Below are 19,152 nucleotides of genomic sequence, written 5' to 3' on the forward strand. Positions count from 1 at the left end.
CAGGTCGCCATCGTCTACTCAGGCGATGAGCTCGGAGAGCACGCCCTTGGTCAGCGCCGGGTCGCCGAAGTCGTCCAGGCTCCCGCCGGCCGCGTTCCTCAGCCCCACGGCGGTGCCAATCGTGTTCAGCATCCGGTTGTGGTTGGGATTGCCGCCGCCCGACGCCTCGACGTAGACGCCCTGCTTGAGGAAGCCATTGCAGCTCCCCGCCAGGACGAAGGGCACATTGCGCGCCGAGTGAGCCGGCCCGTTGCCCAGGTCGTTGTACCAGACAGACACGCCGTGCTCGATGAGTCGCTTTCCGTCCGGCATCTGGTAGGCCACCAGCCGGTCCAGGAGGTGCTTGAAGGCGCGCGCGAACTGCACGTCCACGTGGTGGTGCAGCAGGTCCGAGCCGGTGATGATGCCGCCGCTGGAGTCGTGCGACGTGCGACGGTGGGACACGTAATGGAAGTTCTCCATCAACTGCCCCGTGTCCGGGTCGCGGTAGCGCGTATCGCCGTCGTTGCCGTTGCCCACCTGGATGACGGCCGCGCGGTTGGTGCCGCACGCAATCGCCATCACCGCGATGTCCATGTGCAGCCTGGCGGTGGCGAGCACCTCGGTGCCGTCCGTGCTGTCATAGCCGGGTGACTGCTGCTGGAGGATGAGCTCCTGGTCCGCGCGCATGCGGCAGCTCAGGGCGACCTCCAGGTCCCGGACGTTGGACAGGTGCAGGTCCAAGCGCTCATGGTCGGACGCGCTCAGCTCGGGACGCTGCTGGAGCGACTGGAGCTGGGCCTTCACCAGGTCGTTCACGCTGCGCTGCCGGACGAGGAGCTGCTCGCGAGCCTCGGGAGTCAGTCCTCCCGGGCCGCCAATCATCGTCTGGTACGCATTCCACGGGTCATGCAGCGCGGCCCGGCGCACGTTGCTGCTCCGGTAGGAGAGGCAGGGCCCCCCGAGCCAGCCGCCACGCCGGCCCGCGTAGAAGACGAGCGAGTCACGCTGCTGCGGATTGAGCTCGCGGCCGATGCGGTGGTCAATGGACTCGCCTCCGGACTCGGAGCCGCCGCCCGCGCCCTCCACCACGGGGCCCCGCGCGGTCAGCCCCTGCATGGCGCCGCGGGCGTGGCCGTCCCCGTAGTTGTAGTCCTTCATGTTGATGTTGCGCACCAGCAGCAGGTCCGCGAGGTGGTCCTTGAGCACGTCCACGGCCCGCCCGGCGCTGCTCGCCGCGGTGAGCGCGCCCAGGGTGCGCGGCCAGAAGCGCTCCGGCTCCGCGCCGAGCTCCGACGTCGTCTGGGCCGAGGCGACGCCGTTGGCCTGCCGGAAGAAGATGGCGTACGGCAGCGCCCCCAAATCCGCCGCGCGGGCGGTCCTCGGCACCAGCCCCTCGAGAAACGGCAGGCTCAGCATCGTCCCGCCCAGGCCCTTCAACACCATCCGGCGACTCAGCTTCATGGCAGCTCCTCCGGGTGGCGATTCACGAAGCCCTCGCTGGTGACGACCTCCACGACGAGGTCGACGATGGGCAGGTTGCCCGCCTTCGACAGCTTTCCGAGCCGCTCCACCAACGGCCCATCCTCGTGGGCGAACGGGCGCCCGTGGAGGTACTCCACCCAGTGCTGCGCGTAGCACGCATGCACCCCTTCATTGGCCGCGAGTGCGTCCGCCAGGTCGAGCGCGTCGCGCACCGGCACCGTCTCTCCGTTGATGTTGGGAGTCGAGCTGGCGTCCACCGGATGTCCGTTGTCCGTGGTGCGGTAGCCGCCGATGGCGTCGAAGTTCTCGAAGGGGAAGCCGAGCGGGTTGATGAGGTGCGAGTGGCAGCTGGCGCACGCACTCCCGGGCACTTCGGTGTGCGAGGCGACGACCTCGCGATTGGTGCGGCCCTGCGGGGCGGGGAGCGGTGGGATGTTGGCCGGCGGCGCGCCAATCTTCCGGCAGATGATGCGCTCGGACACGAAGACGCCGCGGTGGATGGGGTCCGGGTCCACCGACGTCGCGTGCGCGGCCAGGAAGCCCACCTGGGTGAGCACGCCCTTTCGCTCGCGCGAGTCCAACGTCACGGGGACGAAGTCGGCGGTGAACGCGCCACTCAGCCCGTAGACCCGCGCCAGTTCGTCGTTGACGAAGGTGGCTGGCGAGGTGAGCAGGTCGCTGTAGCCGCCCTTGCGGGAGAAGACGACGTCCTGGACGAAGAGGGTCGTCTCCCGGGCCGCGTGCTCCCCGAGGCGCTCGGACACCTGCGGGTAGCGCGTGAGGGAGGGGCGGATGGCGGCATAGCGGGGCACGTCGAAGAGGGTGCGGTGGAAGGCCTCCACCACCTTGTTCGAGCGCGCGTCCTGGAGCATGCGCCGTGCCTGTGTGGCGACGCCCTCGCGGGAATGCAGGGTGCCCTCGCTCGCGGCGGCGAACAGGGCGTCGTCTGGCATGGCGCTCCAGAGGCCGTAGCTCAGCCGCGAAGCCACTTCGTAGTCGTCGAGCGGCACCCGGTCCCGCACGGCCTGCGTGCTGCGCTCCACGCGGTAGAGGAAGTGGGGCGACTGGAGGAAGGCTTCAATCACCAGCCGGATGCCCCCCTCGAAGGCCGCCATGTCCGCGTAGGCCTGGGGGCCCCTGCGGTACAGCCCGAGGTAGCTCTCCACCTCTTCGGACGTCAGCGGGCGCCGGTGCGCGCGCAGGCCGAAGGACTCCACGAAGGCACGGGCGCGCGCTTCGCCGGTGTCGGCCGACGGAGGCAGCACACGCGCGAGCTTCGTCGCGTCCGTCGTCACCTGGCCGGCGAGCTCCGCGGCGGCGCGCTGGTAGGCGCCCCAGAGGGCCTCGTCGACGGAGAGGGCGCGCGCATCGTTGTCAAAGAGGAAGCCACTCTGCGCGGGGTCCGCGCGGAAGGTGCCCGCAAGCGTGGTGGGCGGCGCGTCCAGCCTGAGCAGCTCCTGCACGCTGTTCGTCCACTGCACGTGCGTCAGGCGCGCCATCCGCACGGACGGGGCTGGCTTCTCGATGGCGGTGGGCGTACCGGGGCCGGGTCCTCCACCAGGGCCCTCCGGGTTGGAGATGTTTCCTTCGCAGCCAGCAGCCCCGCTCAAGACCAGCCCGAGCACCACCGGGCGCCACCACCGTCCCCGCTCCGCTGGCTCTCGTGACAACCGTTGTGACCGCATCCTCGGCACGAGCGCCTCCATCATTGGGAGACATACCAATCGGATGGATTACGCGTTCCTGTCAATGTAGCCGCGACTCGCACGCGCGTCGGTCAAATGGCCCGATGACACGGATACTGAAAAACTCGTGTCACACGTGCATACGCGTTTCATCAGACCCGACTTTTCGTGCGGGCCTCGCGCAAAAGTGTGGAGGAGGCGCCACATGCGTGGGGGACAGACCCCCTCAATGCGCCGGTGCTACAGCCTCAGATACACGCCGAGCTGACCGCTGAAGTACAGGTCCTTGGCGCCGCCGGCGAAGACCGGGGTGCCCTCCGCGGCGTTGGCGGTGAAGGAGTAGCTCCGCATCTCTCCGCCCAGCCGCAGACCCAGCATGCGCGTCAGGGCGAACTCCACGGCGAGTTCGCCATCGAGTCCGGAGCCGCTCAGCTCCGGGAGGTAGTCGTCCGAGGACAGCTCGCCGCCGCTCAGCACGTGCTGGTAGCCCACGCGCGCGGCGATGGCCCATCGCTCGGTGAGCGCCTTGCGCAGGCCCAGCTCCACGTGCGCGAAGCGGTAGTCCACGTCGGGCAGGGTGAAGGTGCTCTCCGGCGGGAGTTCCACCGCGAAGGAGTGGGTGCCGTACAGCGCGCCCACCGAGACCTCCAGCCACCGCAGCGGCAGGCGGAAGCGCAGGCCTCCCTCCAGGAGCTGCGCGGTGGTGGCGTGACTGGAGCCATCCGGGAGCCGCGTGGACAGCCCGAAGGCGCGTGAGCCCCGCGCCACGATACCCAGGTTGTGCACCACCCCATCCGTGAAGTGGGAGAGCGGGAAGTAGCTCACCGCGAGGCTCGCCGCCGCGGCGCTGTTGAGGCTGTAGTCGGGCAGCTCGTCGGCGTTGTTGCCCGAGAAGTTGAAGCGGCGGAACAGCCCCTGTCCGGACAGCAGAACCTCCAGGGTGGGGCCGTCCAGGTCGCGCGGGCCGGCTGCCTTCGGCTCGGGCTCCACCGGCGGCTCCTCCTTCTTCACGGTGGGCGGAGGAGGCTTCACCACCGCCGGGCGCGGTGCCTCCGCGACGGGGGCCGGGGGCGCGACCTCGGGCTCGGGCTCGGCGACAGGAGTCGGAGGCGTGACGGCGGCAGGCGGGAGGCTCTGCTCCGAGCCCTCCGTCAGGGCCGCGCCCAGCCTGGGCTCGAGCTCTCGCCGCACATCGGGGAAGGCGCGGTTCGTGCGGACGGCCCAGCGCTCCTCCGCGAGGAGGGTGCCGTCCTTGCCGGAGTAGGCGCGGACCTCCACGTCCCAGCGCTTCGTCCCCTTCACCGAGGCGAGGATCAGCACGTCCGCGCCGAGCTTCTTCGCCAGCGCCTGCCGCTGCTCGTCCGTCTTCGGACCGCCGCGGATGAGCTTCACCTGGGCATCCACCTTCTTCGCGGGCAGCACCTCTCGCCCACGTCCCTTCTTGCCCAGCTCCTGCGTCAGCACCCTGCGCAGCGCATCCGCCTGGCGGCCCTCCGGGCGCAGCACCGCCACCTGGGTCTTCTTCGCCTGAGGCTTCTTCGCCTGGGCGGCCTCGGCCGGGCGGTACGATATGACCAGCGCGAGCACCAGCAACACCCATCCCGCGACGCGGCTCACAGGGCCACCTCCCTGGCGCGGACAGACGAGGTGGAAGCGGCTGGGAGGACAGAGACGAAGGGGCGGGAACGCATGGGTGCTCGGCTTCCAGTGACGAGATGAGGGGCTGCCTCTGCCCAAAGCAATTGAGGGGCCAACATCCCGGAGCTTATCTCGGCAGGAGCGCGTGGAACCAGATGATGATGGCCACCGCGAGGCGCGGCAGTCCCAGAGAGGTGTCTTCTCCCATCGCACCAGCAGTCGTCGGAAGCGATTCAGCCAGGAGTGCCCGCGCTCCACCGTCGCGCCTTCTGTCGAGCGTGGCTCGTCTTGGTGCGCGCTCCTTTACCTCGTCGTAGACAGGGCCTCTGTCCACCCAGAGGTGCTTGGGAAGCGAGACATGGTTTATCAAAACGAGTGGCGTCGCCGCTTTCCGATACCGCCCCATAGAGCCAGTTGCCTCGCAGGTGGCCGCCCCGTGTCGGTGGATGCCTTGCGAGTGCGGACGATGAACTTCAACCAACCCTGGCGCACTCCAGGAATCACCGAGGTGCGCTACGAAGTCATCTTGCCTGGGCAATATGCAGTGGCGCTGCTCGAACGCGATTGGCCTGGATTGGTGAGCGACTACCAGCGGTTTCCCGCGCCGGATGACCCGCTGGACCAGGCCCTGCGTGCCCTCGAATGGCCCGAGCCAGCACGTGCACTCGTTGACCCGGTTGCGGCTCCTCGGATACTTGCCTTCTTCGCCCACGAGCTGCTGCTGCGCTGGTTCGACGATGGCCTCCCAGCAGGTCCCGGCTTCGTGCTCAACTCCGTTGAAGAGACAGGCATGGCCGGCACAGACGTGTACCTCGCGGGCCATGCACGACCGCACGACCCGCGTGTGTCCTATGTCTACCAAGATGTCTGAACCCTCTCCGCCAAGGGCGCGTGCGCGAGCCCACCGCGCCTGGCACGTCGTGACGCGGCTTTGACGCGCGCATGATGCAGCCCTCGAATTTTGGGGAGGCACAGGGTTCCTACCGAAGCTGAGCGATCAGCGAAACGCTTCGGCGTGCTGCGCGACCCAGCGGTCGAAGGAGAGCGGCCTTCGTCCGAGGACGCGCTCCACTCCTTCGTTGACGAGCGCCATCCGCCCTTCGCGGACCGCGCGCCAGATATCGACGAGCGCCGCGGCGTACGGGCCTCTGCCAACGTCCGCCTGGGCCTCCTCATCGGATATCGGCTCGAAGCGAACCGTCTTTCCGAGGGTGGCGCCGATCCGGGTGGCCATCTCGCCGTAGCTCAGCGCCTCCGGCCCCGTAATCACCAAAGACTCCCCGACGTACTCGCGCGTCGTCAGGGCCCTGGTGACGACCTCGGCGATGTCGTCCGGATGGATGAAGGCTATCTTCCCCTCGCCCGTGGAGGACCGGAGCACGCCCTCGGAGGCAATCGAATCGGCCCAGCCGAGCACGTTCGACATGAACGCCGCCGACCGGATGAACGTGAACGAGAGGCCGCTCTCTCGAACGGCGGTCTCGCCGCGCGCATGCCATGGGCCGGTCCCCACGCCCGTGCTCACGTCCAGCGTCGAGAGCTTGACCAGGTGCTTTACCCCGGCAGCCCTGGCGGCGAGCGCGAACGCGCGATCCCAGACACCGAGCTTGGGACCGCTGCTCAGGAGAAACACTGCATCGATCCCTGCGAGGGCGGCGGAGAGAGAAGCGCGCGAACCGGACAGATCGCCGACCCGGACTTCGACTCGATCCCCGAAAAGCGCTCGCGCCTTTTTCGCGTCGCGCACGAACACGCACGGGCGCTCGCCCCGTGCCAGGAGGCACCGGGTTACCCCCGAGCCGATGTTACCGGTCGCGCCGGTGACCAGATACTTCATCGCGCCCTCGCGTCGGCCCAGCCGCGCACGACTTCGAGCGCGATTCTCTTTTGCCCCTCCTGCGTGAAGTGAAGCCCGTCCTCCATGAGCAGCTCCTGCGGGGGTGGCAGGCCGAGCCTCGCGAACAGTTCGATCGCCGGCTCGTCGAAGGCGGCAATGACCTCGGCGACGCGGGCGATGTCCTCGTTGCGGAAGCGAACCCCGAAGCGGGACAACCCCCAATGCTTCGACACGCGCTCTTCGAGCACCGGGGCAGGAGTTACCCACAGACACCGCGCCTTCGTCTCCCGGGAGACGCGCTTGCGGAGCTCCGCGAGGTTGCGCGCCGTCTCTTCGAAATCGACGAGCGTCTTGCTCGGCGTCGGGCCTTGTGTTCGAGCGTCGTTCACGCCGATGAAGAACAAGAGCCAGTCTGGATTCCTCGCGATGACCCCGCCGATTCGAATCAGGCCGTGCGTTGTTGTCTCACCGGCGACGGCGCTGACGTCGACCGAGATTCCATCCGCGGGACGGCGCGCGGCCAACATCTCGTTCAGGATCACCGCCCACGACTGCGGATCAGAGGTGTGGCTATCGCCGAACGCGAGAACCCTCGCCCCGGGCCGCAAGGGAAGGCGGTCCACCATCGCGCCCACCGCAGGATCCGCGAGCAGCTCGCGCGCGGCCTCCTTCGCGCCTGCCCGCAGGCGCCCGAGCTCGGCCGAGTAAGCGTCCGGAGCGAGGCCGAGCAGGGCCGCACGCATCGGCTCGGTGAGCGCCGCGGCCCCGGGAAGCGATGCCACGGTTTGTTCTGGCTGAAGCACCTTCATGAGCCAGCGCGTCTGTTCGGTCGACCATGTCATGCACAACGAGATACCGGACGGGACGAGCACGCACTAGTATGCCACTTGGAAACGGACTCTTATCATGCGTGCAAAAATAGACGTGGACCTCAATGACGTCGCGCTGCTCGTGCGCGTGGTGCAACGGCGGAGCTTCTCTGCCGCTGCTCGTGAGCGCGGGGTTCCCGTCTCGACGGTGAGCCGCCGCATCGCCCGGCTCGAGTCGGCGCTCGGCCTGCGGCTCCTCGAGCGCACGACGAGGACGCTTCGCCTGACGGACGCGGGGCGTAAGTACTTCGACCACGCCGAACGCGCGATGGACGACCTCGCGCAAGGCACCGGGCAGGTTCGCGAGCTCCAGGATGAACCTCGCGGCCGCGTTCGCATCGCCACGTCGAGCGCCTTCGGACCCGCCGTCGCCAACGTGGTCTACCTGTACCTCGCCAGGCACCCGGGGGTGTCGATCGACCTGGAGATCGACGGACGTCGCCCCGACTCAGACAGCGGCTTCGACATCGCGATCGTGACGGAGATATTGAAGGACACCGACGACTTCGTTGCGCGCGAGGTCCGCCCGATGACCAGAAAGTTGCTGTTCGCGAGCCCGCATTACCTGAAGGCGCACGGCACGCCTCGCGGAGTCGAGGAGCTCGCCTCTCACGACTGCATCACGACGCGCGCCACGGACGGCCACGCAACGTGGACGCTCGCCCAAGGTCGCACGAAGCGACGTTTCACCTTCGCGCCGCGCCTCTACGTGAGCGAGTTCTCCGCTGCCTATCGCGCGGTGCTCGCGGGTGTCGGCATCGCGATGCTCCCCGAGTCGCTGTGCGCCCAGGATGTGAACAAGAGGCACATGGCTCGAGTCCTGGAAGGCTGGGAAGGGGAGGCCGCCGGTGTCTATCTGCTCTACCGCGCCCATCGGTCGCTGACGGCGGCGGTACGTACCTGCATCGACCATCTGCTTGCGGAGCTTCCCACCATTCATCTGGTCCGCAGCGCTCGGGAGAACTGACCGGGAGTTGCTCGTGAAAACCGTCTCCTCGTCGCTGCGTGCAGCTCTTCGCGCCCCCAGCAGCTCGCGCGGACGAGATGGTCGAGGGCGCGGAGCGGCTCAGGTGGCTTCACCCACGCGACGGTTTCGGTGAGCGTCAAGGTAGATGTCACGCGAAAGGGTTCACCCATGAGATTCAGCTCCTCCACGGTCGGGGTGAGGTGCGGAGAGGGACCGAGACGGACGGGCCAACTGGCGCAGCCCAAAGCGAGGCAAGCCGTGCTTGGGCACGCCCACCATGGCTCGCCAGTCAGAGTCTGCCGGAATGGCCCCCTGCCTCCTGGGTATGACGGCCGCTATCGTTGTGATGACAACTATACAGGGGCCTTGTTCGCTTGCCATGAGGCACTGCTCACTATGGTCGTGACGCGCCCATGACGCAGTGACTAGGCGTGGGTAGGCACAGCTGCACACCAATGCTCCCTCCATCGTGGATGAGACGCCTGAGTCCCTCATGGACCTCGGCTTCTCATGTTGGAGGGTGTCTACTGAAGAGAGAGAGAGTTTCATCGACGAGGAGCTAACTCCGCGCTGGGGCGACCTGCGGCGGCTTGCCCCAACAGGGCATTGTTGGCGTGCTATGCCTGACCTGTCGAGGGTACAGTAGACGACACAGGGGCAACGGGGCAAGATGTTAGGGGCGTTTCTTGATGGTGCGCATAACCACTCCCTGGATATTCGCTCCCGAGCGCGTCGTTGTTTAAAATCCACGTTCAATTATTTTCGGAGAGTAACGACAATGCGGTTCATATCCGATGGCCCTCATGTTCCGGCCGACCTTCTTAAGTCGCAAGAACAAGGAGAGGTACTGTTTGTCTGTGGGGCAGGCGTATCAAGGGGTGCTGGTCTCCCATTATTTCGAGGGCTTGTAGAGAGCGTCTATCGAGAACTCGGAGAGGAGTGGGAGGGCTATCCGGCCGAATTCGAGGTCATGAAAGAAAATGGCCTGCTGGCGAATCAGTATGATCGGATGCTGCGTGCATTGGAGCGGCGCTTGGCTGCGGGAGATGTGCCGCGATCCCAGGGGATGCGTGAGCGGATTAAAAGAGCCATTCGCAAGGTCCTTTCGCCGGCGGCTGACGTGGCGCTTGAAAACCATGTCGCACTACTACGATTATCTCGAGATTCGGAGAGTCGGATTCGAATTCTGACGACCAACTTTGACACACTGTTTGAGCGAGCGTGGCATTCAGTCAACTTGCCGGACCTTCGAAGCTATGCTTGCCAGGAGATGCCGCGACCTCGGACAGCCACGTTTGGAGGTGTTTTGCATCTACATGGCCGTCTCGCCGATACGAGCATTGGGGTTGGCGAGACCGAGTTAGTGCTAACGAGTGCCGAGTTTGGTGATGCCTATCTCAGGAGCGGCTGGGCATCGCGCTATGTTTACGACCTCGCCCGAACACATATTCTCGTATTAGTGGGCTATTCTGCGGATGACCCGCCTATGCGTTACTTGCTTGAGACTCTCGAGGCGGATAGAGAGCGCTACCCAGATCTCAAGCGGGTCTTTGCCTTTGCGGACGTAAAGGTGGGACAGGAAAGTGCTCACGATGCGCTTTGGCGCGCCAAGGGCATCGAGCCTATTCTTTATCACGTCAAGGACGGCGATGGGCACGCGCAACTATATCGGACGTTGAATGCATGGAGCGATTACGCCCAAGACCCAACTGCTTGGCGTCGCGAGCGCCTGCGCCTGCTCATGACCGAGAAGCCAGAAAATGCGAGCCCCGCTGACCATGTCGAGATCTCTTCCCTGCTTTCACATGGTGATGCCGAGCATATTCTTCAAGAACTCATGCCAGCAGCGGCATGGCTGCCTGTACTACGCAAGACCGGGACTTTCGACGGGAAGCGTACCTCGCCAGGTCCATGGATTGCTCAACGCATTGACGACGTTGAGATGATCCGGGAATGCGCTGCCGCCCCTCCCACTGATATGCATAGCTTACGCTGCATCGAAAGAGCAGTCGAGGTGGGCGCGACTAAGCTTTCAGGCGAACTACGCAAAGCATGGAATGTGATTCAACGAGCCATCTCAGTGCGCCATGTTGACATTACGCCCCCATGGTACCAAGTACGTACGCGTGTTATTTCGGGCGACATCGATCACGGAGTCCTTACGGCCGTAGCTGCTTCCTTCAAGCCGCGGTTACATGTGCGACGGTCGTACGACAGGAGTGCTTCGGAGAAGCCCGTAGAAAATGCAGCGCTGAAGTTTAGTGACTTGGTGCGAACTCAGTTTAAGCCGATTGCAGATGGTCTCGATTTTCATGAAATTCTTGCTGCATGGCCCGAACAAACAGAGACGGAATCTCGACTGCTGAAAGTGCTCAATCGAGAATTGGAAGATGCGTTAGAGGAGTCACGCGAGACAGAGGGACCTGCCCGCGATGAGCAGGCGAGCTTGGATGTTCCGTTTCTCCCTGACCCTCGCTCGAATATGTTCGGAAGTGGCTTTTCTCCTATCGTACACCTAATTACAGCGCTCTGGACACGGCTTGCTGACAAGTCGACAAGTGAAGCCCGGCTATCCGCATTGGCATGGCGAAATTCGTCATTCCTGATATCGCGCAGACTGTATTTAAATGCCTTGCTGCGAGCTGACGCTTTCGAGTCCACTGAGATTAGGGACACCCTGCTTGAGCTTGATGATAGAATATTCTGGGTGTCTGATGCGCGCCATGAGATTGCACTTCTGCTGGCCAGCCGATGGAATTCTCTTGACGAGACACATCGAACCGCAATTGCGGACAGAATAAGAAAAGGGGTCCCGCGTGATCTGTTTTCTGCGGGTGATTTCGGGGGCGGCGGATATTTGGAGACCGTGCCTGATCGTTTGGTATTTGTGCTCCTTAGTCGAATTAAATCCGCAGGCGGCACTCTGGATGTCGCAAGCCTTGACCTCCTGAAAGCACACGGAGAGAAGAACCCAGAGTGGACGCATAGCTTTGACGAACTATCCAACTCTTCGCACCCATATGTCTTTAAGAGTGGTCCACAGGGAGAAGTTGGAGTCCTGAAGAGTGTTCCCGACAATGAACTCGTCAGAGAGGCACTTCGCCTTCAGCAGGAACCTGCATCGGAACAGCGGGATGTATGGAAGTTGCTTTGCTCTGCAGACCCTGAGCGTGGCTTGAGAGCCGTAGCATTTGAGGCGGATGCTGACCGCTGGGAACTGCCTGTGCTGGATGGGCTTTTGGGGGCGGCCTACAACGTAGAGAGTCACGAATTTCAGGTTGTACTGGCTCAAACGCTGCTTCGTGCTCCTGATTCATTCATGGACAGTATCGGTCGAAGCGTAATGAGCTGGATGCTGCAGTGTTGCTCCAAGCTTATTGCCGAGACAGTGCCTTCTGTCCATCTCCTCAATCTATGGGATCGGCTTGCTGAACGAACTTATGATCAGCCCGATGACTCGAAGCGCACCGGCCTAGATGGCGATGACCTGGAGGGAGCATCCCTGAATGAACCTGGGGGAATATTGTCGTGGATTTTATGCAACATTCTTGACGAGACAAATCCAAGCATAGGTGCGGGACTTGGACACATGTTGCTTCCGCGCTTCGATCGCATTGCCCGCGCGGAGGGGCGGTCCGGCCTGCTTGCGCGTGTCTACCTTGCGAGAAATCTTGCTTATCTCTATGCGGTTGATGCGACATGGATTGAAAAGCAAATGCTGTCGAGATTCAGGCCAGAACACCCTGAGTCCTTGCCTTTGTGGGAGGGGCGCTTGCGTGGTCCCGTCCCCAATGCGCCTGCTCTTTTCAATGAGATGAAACCCTACTTTTTTGCTATGCTGAATGGGGCAATGTCCTTTAACAGGGCGCAGCAACTGGCTGAGCATCTGCTCTTGCCTGCTGTGTGGAAACGGCAGGAAGGTGGAGCCGATTTTGATATTGCGCCATCCGACGTGCGCCGTGCGCTCGCAGCGGGATGCCCCGAACTACGCCATGCGGCTGCTTTTATGTTTTTTAATTGGATGAAGAATGCGCGAACACGTGAGAAGGAAGATCCATCCGACGCATGGAGAACGACCATCGGTCCGCTCTTCCGCGAGGTCTGGCCCATAGATGCTGTCTGTCGAGACTCACGCACCTCTCAGTACCTCGTGAGAATGTTATTGGAGTGTAAGGAAGCGTTTCCTGAAGCGCTTGGCGACGTGGTGGACTTGCTGGTGCCGTTTGAGATGTATTCGATTGAATCTATGTTTTTTGGCGGATTAGATATGGAGGCAGTCATTAGGCGTAGTCCCGAAGGTTTTTTGCGGTTGCTGGACGCTGTCGTTGCGCCGAGACCCACTGGAGTCGCTCGTGATCTGGCTTCTGTGCTTAAGAAGATTTCCATCGCAAATTCGGCGGTTGAGTCTAGCTCACTGTACTTGCGATTGAGTTCCTTGGCACGTCAGCGCGATGCGTGACTACGAACTGAAGTTGCCCAGGTCAAACGAAGCACGAGCAAAACCATGGGCGTTGAGCTACCAGTAGTGCCCCCCATGAACAGAGAAGCCGCAATGGCGGTAATTTGGCTCACGACTGGTCGCGTGCCATTCAATTTGCTCGAAGCACTGGGCCACTTCGCCCCAAGGAGAACGGTGAGAGCCAAGGTAGTTGTCGCGTGAGAGGATTCAGCCAATGTGCTCCATTTCCAGCACTGCCGAGTTGAGGTGCGGAGAGGGGTCCGATGCGGACTGGGCCTGCTGGCGTTCAGTTGCGCGTGACGCAGCTCCTGCGTTCGGGGTAACGGGCTCGGGCGCGCTGGTACACTTGGCCCAGGTGATTGACAGCCTCGCCACCTGGCTAATCATCGCCGCACGGGGAAAAGCACTCACCGCACTTCACCCCGTACGGCGCCGACGCGAAAGTTTGACCTTCGGCAGATCCCCCTGAATGGCGTGCAGATTCAGCGGGACCTTGAGGCGATGCGCAAGCCACTGCCCCAGGTGGTGGATGTACTGGGCACTGGTGCTGCCTCTCTCCAATCGTACGGCGCCCTTGGACGTGTTCAGGAACAAGGAGAAGTACACCCACTCCGGGGTGCCAAGCTCCCCGGTCTCGTCCTGCCGCACCTCCAGTGACTTCACCCGGTGGCTCACACGCACGGGCCATCCAATGCGATACCGCACCTTCTCGAGGACACCCGGCCGGATCACCCACTCCCGCCGCGCCTGGAACGAGGGCACGGCCTTCAATCCCACCCAGCCCGCGAGCCCCACCAAAGCCACCGCGAACAACGGCCCCTCCACGCTGCTTCCGTCGATGCCCTGTCGCCACATCACGACGGCAGCCGACGCCAGCAGAAGCAGCATCACGCCGCCCAAGGCCCAGGCGCGTTCAATCCCACCGTCCCACTCGCGGCGAAGCACCACTCCTCCTCCGGGCAGAGCAATCACTTCACGGCCTGCGGGGACACAGTCCGTCAGGACCTTGGGAGTGACGCCCAGCTCGGAGAGTCCACACAGTCGCGCCCACAGCGCCTCGTGCTCCAACTCCCCCACATTCGCCAGCTCCACGACCTTCCCGGTGTGCAGCAGCGCAGTCACACTCCCCACGGGTTTGGGGAATGCCGCCACGTCGGAGTACGGCAGGCGGTGCACCGCACTCCACGGGCCCCTCCACTGCCGCCACGTCACGCCTTTCGAGTCCATCGCGACCTGGTCCTCGCCGATGACCGGGCGCACCAGGAATCTCGCGAAGCGGAAGCCCACCCAGAGCCACCCCGTCAGCGCGGCGGACACCAGCAATCCTCCGAGCACCAGCCCCAAGGCCGGGACACCCGTCAGCGAACTCCGGGCATTCATATGCACCGGGGGCCGGAGCGCCTGAAGCACCGCGACGAGCACGTCCAAACCCACCTTCGCGCCCGCGACTCCCACGGCACACCAGATGAGCAGAACGCCGGCGTTGAACTGCTTCCTCTGAGCGGTCGCACGCAGCCGAAACTGCCATTCGGGCGTCCCCCTTGCCTCAGCCATGCACTGCTCCCTCCCGCTCGTGCTCGGCGCCTCACCGACTCGAATGGCTCGCCCCCCACTCAGGCACGCGGGCCTCGGGTGGAAAGCACGTCACCCCACTGTCACCCAGACGTCGACGCGCTGCTATCCTCACCACCATGAAGCGCCCCCCTGAGCAGGACGCGCCCGCGATGCCGTCGCTGCTCGTCTTCACCATCGCGGTGCTCCTCTTCGGCTCGCCGCTGCGGCGTCTGTGGTTGGCGGAGGACGCCCCCGGGTACATGCCCTTCGTCGTGTGGCTGGGCGTCATCGCCCTGGGAGCCTGGGCCGCGTACCGGAGCGGTGGCCATGACGCTTGAGCTCGGCTCGCTCGTCGCCGCCTCCGTCGCCTATCTGCTGGTGCTGTTCCTCGTTGCCTACGCGGCCGAGCGCGGCCTCATCTCCTCGCGCATCACCCAGCACCCGCTCGTCTACGCGCTCGCGCTCGGCGTCTACGCGACGTCCTGGTCCTACTTCGGCAGCGTGGGCTACGCGGCCCGACACGGCTTCCGCTACCTGGGCATCTACCTGGGCGTCACCCTGGCGTGTCTCCTCGTGCCCGTGCTGTGGCGCCCGCTCCTGCGCCTCACCCGTGAACTCCAGCTCACCTCGCTGGCGGACCTGCTCGCCTTCCGCTACCCGGGCCAGAGCACCGGCACCGCGGTGACACTCTTCATGCTGGCCGGCAGCCTCCCCTACCTCGCGCTCCAGGTGCGCGCTGTCGTCGAGTCCGCGAAGGTGCTGAGCCCGTCCGCCTCTCCCACGCTCGTCGGCATGGGCTTCTGCGCGGTGCTCATCGTCTTCTCCGTCCTCTTCGGCGCGCGCCACCTCACACCACGCGAGCGCCACGAGGGACTGATGCTGGCCATCGCCTTCGAGTCCGCCGTGAAGGTGGTGGCCCTCGTGGCCGTGGGTGCGTGGGCCGTGTCTTCGGTGTTCGGCGGTGTGGACGGACTGTGGAAGTGGTTGGAGGCGAACCCGGAGGCGGTGGAGCAACTGCGCCGTCCCGCGCGTGAAGCGTCCTGGGCTCCGCTGCTGGTGCTCTCCTGCGCGGCCGCCTTCCTCACTCCGCGCAGCTATCACGTCGCCTTCACCGAGGCCCCCGAGCGCGACGCACTGTCCACCGCGACGTGGGCCTTTCCACTCGTCTTGCTGGTGATGAACCTGGCGGTGCCCGTGGTGCTTTGGAGCGGTGAAGCACTCGCCCTGCCCTGGCCCGCGGACTTCCATCTGCTCGCGGTGCCCGCCTCGCGCGGCGCCACGGGACTCGCTCTGGTGGCCTTCCTGGGCGGCGTGTCCGCGTCCAGCGCCATGGTCATCGTCACCACGCTGGCACTGGCCCCCATGTGCCTGACGCACCTGGTGCTGCCCCTGGGGTACGCGCGCGGACAACCCCACCTGTACGGCTGGCTCCTGTGGGCGCGCCGCCTGCTCATCGCGCTCATCATCCTCGCGGGCTACGGCTTCTACCGGCTGCTGGACACTCGCGGCCTCGGTCTCGTGGACCTGGGGCTCGTGTCCTTCGTGGCGGTGGCGCAGTTCGCCCCGGGCGTGCTCGGCCTCCTCTTCTGGAAGCGGGCCACTCGCGCGGGCCTGCTCACGGGCCTGGGCGCTGGGGCCACGGCGTGGCTTCTCACGCTGGTGGTGCCGCTGTGGGCATCTCCGGGCGTGGTCGCATGGACCCACCGCGTGGCGGTGCTGCTGGGCTTTCCTGGCGACGAACCCTGGGGCTTCTCCACCTTCGCTTCACTGACCCTCAACACGCTGGCCTTTGTCGCCGTGTCACTGGCCACGCGACAGTCCGAATCGGAAGCCGAGGCGGCGCGAGCGTGTACGCGTGAAGCCCCGGGACTCGTCTCCGGCGGCGTGGAGGCAGGCTCGCCCCGTGAGTTCCGCGAGCGACTCGCGCCCCTGCTCGGCGCCGAGGCCGCATCAGCCGAGGTCGACCGCGCGCTTGCGGGCCTGGGCATGTCCCCCGACGAGCGCCGCCCCGCCGAACTTCGCCGCCTGCGCGACGGCGTGGAGCGAAACCTGTCCGGACTCCTGGGCCCGGTGCTGGCGCGCCTGACGGTGGAGGAAGCGCTCCGACTGGGGCCCGGCACACGCGCGGCCCTGGCCGAGCAACTCCGCTTCGTGGAGGAGCGCCTGCGCGATGCCCGGGGCATGCAGGGCCCGGCACACGCGGTGGAGGCCGTGCGGCGCTATCTGCGGCGCATCCTGGAAGACCTGCCGCTCGGCGTGTGCGCGGTGGGCCCGGATGGAGAAGTGGTCATCTGGAACGCGGCGCTGGAGCGACTGTCCGGCGTGGAGGAGCACGCGGCGCGCGGTCATCCCCTGGCCGCCCTGCCCGCGCCCTGGGGGCCGCTGTTGTCAGGCTTCGCGACCGGCGCCGAAGCGGACACCGAGACGCGCGTCACGGTGGACGACGGTGAGCGCACGCTGCGCCTCCACCGTTCACGGCTCACTCCCGACGAGGAAGGTGGCAGCGCCTCGGAGGGCATGGCGCTGCTCGTGGAGGACCTGACGGCCCGCAAGGCCGTGGATGCTCGACTGGCGCACCAGGACCGACTGGCCTCACTGGGGCGCGTGGCGGCGGGCGTGGCGCACGAGATTGGCAATCCACTGACGGCCATCGCCAGCCTGACGCAGAACCTCAAGTACGAGCTGGATGACGCGGACGCGGTGAAGGAACGCACCCTCCTCATCCTCCAACAGTGCCGCCGCATCGACGCGATTGTGCGCGCGCTGGTGGGCTTCAGCCATGCGGGCACGGTGGGCGGGGAGGCTCGCCCGTTCGCGCGAGTGGAGGTCGGCCCCTTGCTGACCGAGGCCGTGCAGCTCGCTCGACTGGCGCGCGCGTCGACGAAGTCTCGCGGCGTGCGCTTCGCGCATCACAGCCCCGAAGGACTCGTCGTCCAAGGCGACTCGCAGCGCCTGGAGCAGGTGCTCGTGAATCTCCTGACCAACGCCGTGGACGCGTCCCCAGAAGGCGCGAGCGTGGAGCTGGAAGCGGAGTCCGCGAACGGACGCATCCATCTGCGCGTGCTGGACCGGGGGCACGGCATCCCCTCGGAGCTCTCGCAGCGGGTCTTCGAGCCGTTCTTCACCACGAAGCAGCCAGGCGAGGGCACGGGCCTTGGGCTCGCGTTGGTGGCGGGCATCGTCCGGGAACACGGCGGCACCATTCAGGTGGACAGTCGGACGGGTGGAGGGACTACCGTGACGGTGAGCCTGCCCGACGCGCGCGGCGTGGAGTCGAGCTCGCGTCCAGGTCCGGGAGCCACCGCATGAGTCGCATCCTGGTCATCGAGGACGAGCCCATCATCCGCACGGAGCTGCGTCGGTTGCTCGTGCGCGCGGGACACGACGTGTCGGAGGCGGGCGCGGTGCAGGAAGCCGCGAGCGACTACGCGCTCGACTCATTCGACCTGGTGCTGTCGGACCTGCGCCTGCCGGGCGCGCCGGGCACGGACGTCATCGCCCTGTGCCCGGGTGTCCCCGTGCTCATCATGACGAGCTACGCCACGGTGAAGTCCGCCGTGGACGCGATGAAGCTGGGCGCCGTGGACTACATCGCCAAGCCCTTCGACCACGACGAGCTGCTGCTCCAGGTCGAGCGCGTGCTGCGCGAGGGGAAGCTCACCCGACAGAACGCCGCGCTCAAGCGAGAGGTGGAGCAGGCCTATCCAGTGAGCGGAATGGTGGGGAGCAGCCCCGCGATGCGCGACGTGTTCGAGCGCATCCGCAAGGTCGCGCCCTCCCCCGCCACCGTGCTGGTGCTCGGCGAGTCCGGCACGGGCAAGGAGCTGGTGGCCCGCGCCCTCCATGCGCAGAGCCCTCGCGCGGACGGCCCGCTGGTGTCGGTGAACTGCGCGGCGATTCCAGAGGGCCTGCTGGAGAGCGAGCTGTTCGGCCATGAGAAGGGCGCCTTCACTGGCGCGCTCACCGCGCACGCGGGCCTGGTGGAAGCCTCACACGGCGGCACCCTCTTCCTGGACGAAGTGGGCGAACTGCCCGCAGCCGCGCAGGCCCGCCTCCTGCGCATGCTCCAGGACGGTGAGGTGCGGCGCGTGGGCTCCACGCGGCCTCGCAAGGTGGACGTGCGCATCGTCGCCGCCACGCACCGGGACTTGCCTCGTCGCGTGCAGGAGGGCGTCTTCCGCCAGGACCTCTACTTCCGCCTGCGCGTCGTGGAGATCCGCACTCCGCCCCTGCGCGAGCGCGGTGAGGACCTGCCCGTGCTGGCGAAGTACCTGCTGGAGAAGGCCTGTCGGAAGCTCGGCCGCGCACCCGCCACGCTGTCACCCGAGGCGCTGCTGGCGCTGACCGTCCATCCCTGGCCCGGCAACGTGCGCGAGCTGGAGAACGCCCTGGAGCGCGCGGTCATCCTCGCGGACGGCCCCGTCATCACCCCCGACCTGCTCGCGCTGGAGCTGCCCGGCGGCGAGCCGCGTCCCCTCACCACCGACGCACCCGCGCCCGTCGAGCCAGAAGCCGAGGAGGCGGGCGGCTCCATGGAGGAGTACTTCCGGCGCTTCGTGCTCGAGCACCAGGAGCACATGGGCGAGACGGAGCTGGCGAAGCGGTTGGGCATCAGCCGCAAGGCGCTGTGGGAAAAGCGCCAGAAACTCGGCCTCCCGCGCACTCGCGCCTGACGCACC

12 protein-coding genes and 1 pseudogene are annotated in these 19,152 nt (G+C 65.7%); 6 read left to right on the forward strand and 7 right to left on the reverse strand.

The features are described from left to right. Positions 1–18: 18 nt before the first annotated feature. The 4 genes and pseudogenes from FJV41_RS02110 to FJV41_RS56870 all read right to left on the reverse strand — a co-directional run. Complete coding sequence (locus FJV41_RS02110) at positions 19–1,443, reverse strand: DUF1552 domain-containing protein (protein ID WP_141640693.1); 1,425 nt, start codon at positions 1,441–1,443, stop codon at positions 19–21. Continuing rightward, positions 1,440–3,149: a DUF1592 domain-containing protein gene (locus tag FJV41_RS02115; RefSeq protein ID WP_246136946.1), complete on the reverse strand. Its 1,710-nt coding sequence runs from the start codon at positions 3,147–3,149 to the stop codon at positions 1,440–1,442. The genes FJV41_RS02110 and FJV41_RS02115 overlap by 4 nt, the downstream gene beginning before the upstream one ends. Positions 3,150–3,389: 240 nt before the next feature. Next, the gene (locus FJV41_RS02120; RefSeq protein WP_141640694.1) at positions 3,390–4,766 is read right to left on the reverse strand and encodes a hypothetical protein; all 1,377 of its coding nucleotides are present in this window, start codon (positions 4,764–4,766) and stop codon (positions 3,390–3,392) included. A 148-nt stretch (positions 4,767–4,914) separates the two neighbouring features. Further along, positions 4,915–5,045: pseudogene (locus FJV41_RS56870) on the reverse strand (IS5/IS1182 family transposase); the annotation flags it as partial. A gap of 178 nt (positions 5,046–5,223) precedes the next feature. Between FJV41_RS56870 and FJV41_RS02130 the strand changes: the two are divergent. Beyond that, positions 5,224–5,658: a hypothetical protein gene (locus tag FJV41_RS02130; protein ID WP_246136947.1), complete on the forward strand. Its 435-nt coding sequence runs from the start codon at positions 5,224–5,226 to the stop codon at positions 5,656–5,658. A gap of 126 nt (positions 5,659–5,784) precedes the next feature. Here FJV41_RS02130 and FJV41_RS02135 read toward each other — a convergent pair whose 3' ends face one another. After that, complete coding sequence (locus FJV41_RS02135; RefSeq protein WP_141640696.1) at positions 5,785–6,624, reverse strand: NAD(P)H-binding protein; 840 nt, start codon at positions 6,622–6,624, stop codon at positions 5,785–5,787. Continuing rightward, positions 6,621–7,433, reverse strand: a complete 813-nt coding sequence (locus FJV41_RS02140; RefSeq protein ID WP_246136948.1) for an SGNH/GDSL hydrolase family protein — start codon at positions 7,431–7,433, stop codon at positions 6,621–6,623. The genes FJV41_RS02135 and FJV41_RS02140 overlap by 4 nt, the downstream gene beginning before the upstream one ends. Before the next feature lie 115 nt (positions 7,434–7,548). On the opposite strand from FJV41_RS02140, the gene FJV41_RS02145 reads away from it, so the two are divergent. Both FJV41_RS02145 and FJV41_RS02150 read left to right on the forward strand, forming a co-directional pair. Beyond that, a complete protein-coding gene (locus tag FJV41_RS02145; RefSeq protein WP_246136949.1) occupies positions 7,549–8,460 on the forward strand; it encodes a LysR family transcriptional regulator in 912 nt (303 codons plus the stop codon). Between the two features lie 970 nt (positions 8,461–9,430). Continuing rightward, entirely contained in the window at positions 9,431–12,919 is a 3,489-nt protein-coding gene (locus FJV41_RS02150) for an SIR2 family protein (RefSeq protein WP_181790342.1), read from the forward strand. A 417-nt stretch (positions 12,920–13,336) separates the two neighbouring features. On the opposite strand, the gene FJV41_RS02155 is transcribed toward FJV41_RS02150, so the two are convergent. Then, positions 13,337–14,473 (reverse strand): hypothetical protein, encoded by a 1,137-nt coding sequence (locus tag FJV41_RS02155; RefSeq protein ID WP_141640699.1) that lies wholly within the window; start codon positions 14,471–14,473, stop codon positions 13,337–13,339. Between the two features lie 137 nt (positions 14,474–14,610). Here FJV41_RS02155 and FJV41_RS02160 point away from each other — a divergent pair, with 137 nt between their 5' ends. The 3 genes from FJV41_RS02160 to FJV41_RS02170 are packed head-to-tail and all read left to right on the forward strand — an operon-like array spanning position 14,611 to position 19,146. Beyond that, positions 14,611–14,811: a hypothetical protein gene (locus FJV41_RS02160; protein WP_141640700.1), complete on the forward strand. Its 201-nt coding sequence runs from the start codon at positions 14,611–14,613 to the stop codon at positions 14,809–14,811. Continuing rightward, positions 14,801–17,782, forward strand: coding sequence for an ATP-binding protein (locus FJV41_RS02165; RefSeq protein WP_141640701.1), 2,982 nt, complete (start codon positions 14,801–14,803; stop codon positions 17,780–17,782). The genes FJV41_RS02160 and FJV41_RS02165 overlap by 11 nt, the downstream gene beginning before the upstream one ends. Further along, complete coding sequence (locus tag FJV41_RS02170) at positions 17,779–19,146, forward strand: sigma-54-dependent transcriptional regulator (RefSeq protein WP_141640702.1); 1,368 nt, start codon at positions 17,779–17,781, stop codon at positions 19,144–19,146. Before FJV41_RS02165 ends, FJV41_RS02170 begins: the two co-directional genes overlap by 4 nt. The last annotated feature ends 6 nt before the right edge of the window (positions 19,147–19,152 follow it).

Source organism: Myxococcus llanfairpwllgwyngyllgogerychwyrndrobwllllantysiliogogogochensis (assembly GCF_006636215.1).
Classification (GTDB): domain Bacteria; phylum Myxococcota; class Myxococcia; order Myxococcales; family Myxococcaceae; genus Myxococcus; species Myxococcus llanfairpwllgwyngyllgogerychwyrndrobwllllantysiliogogogochensis.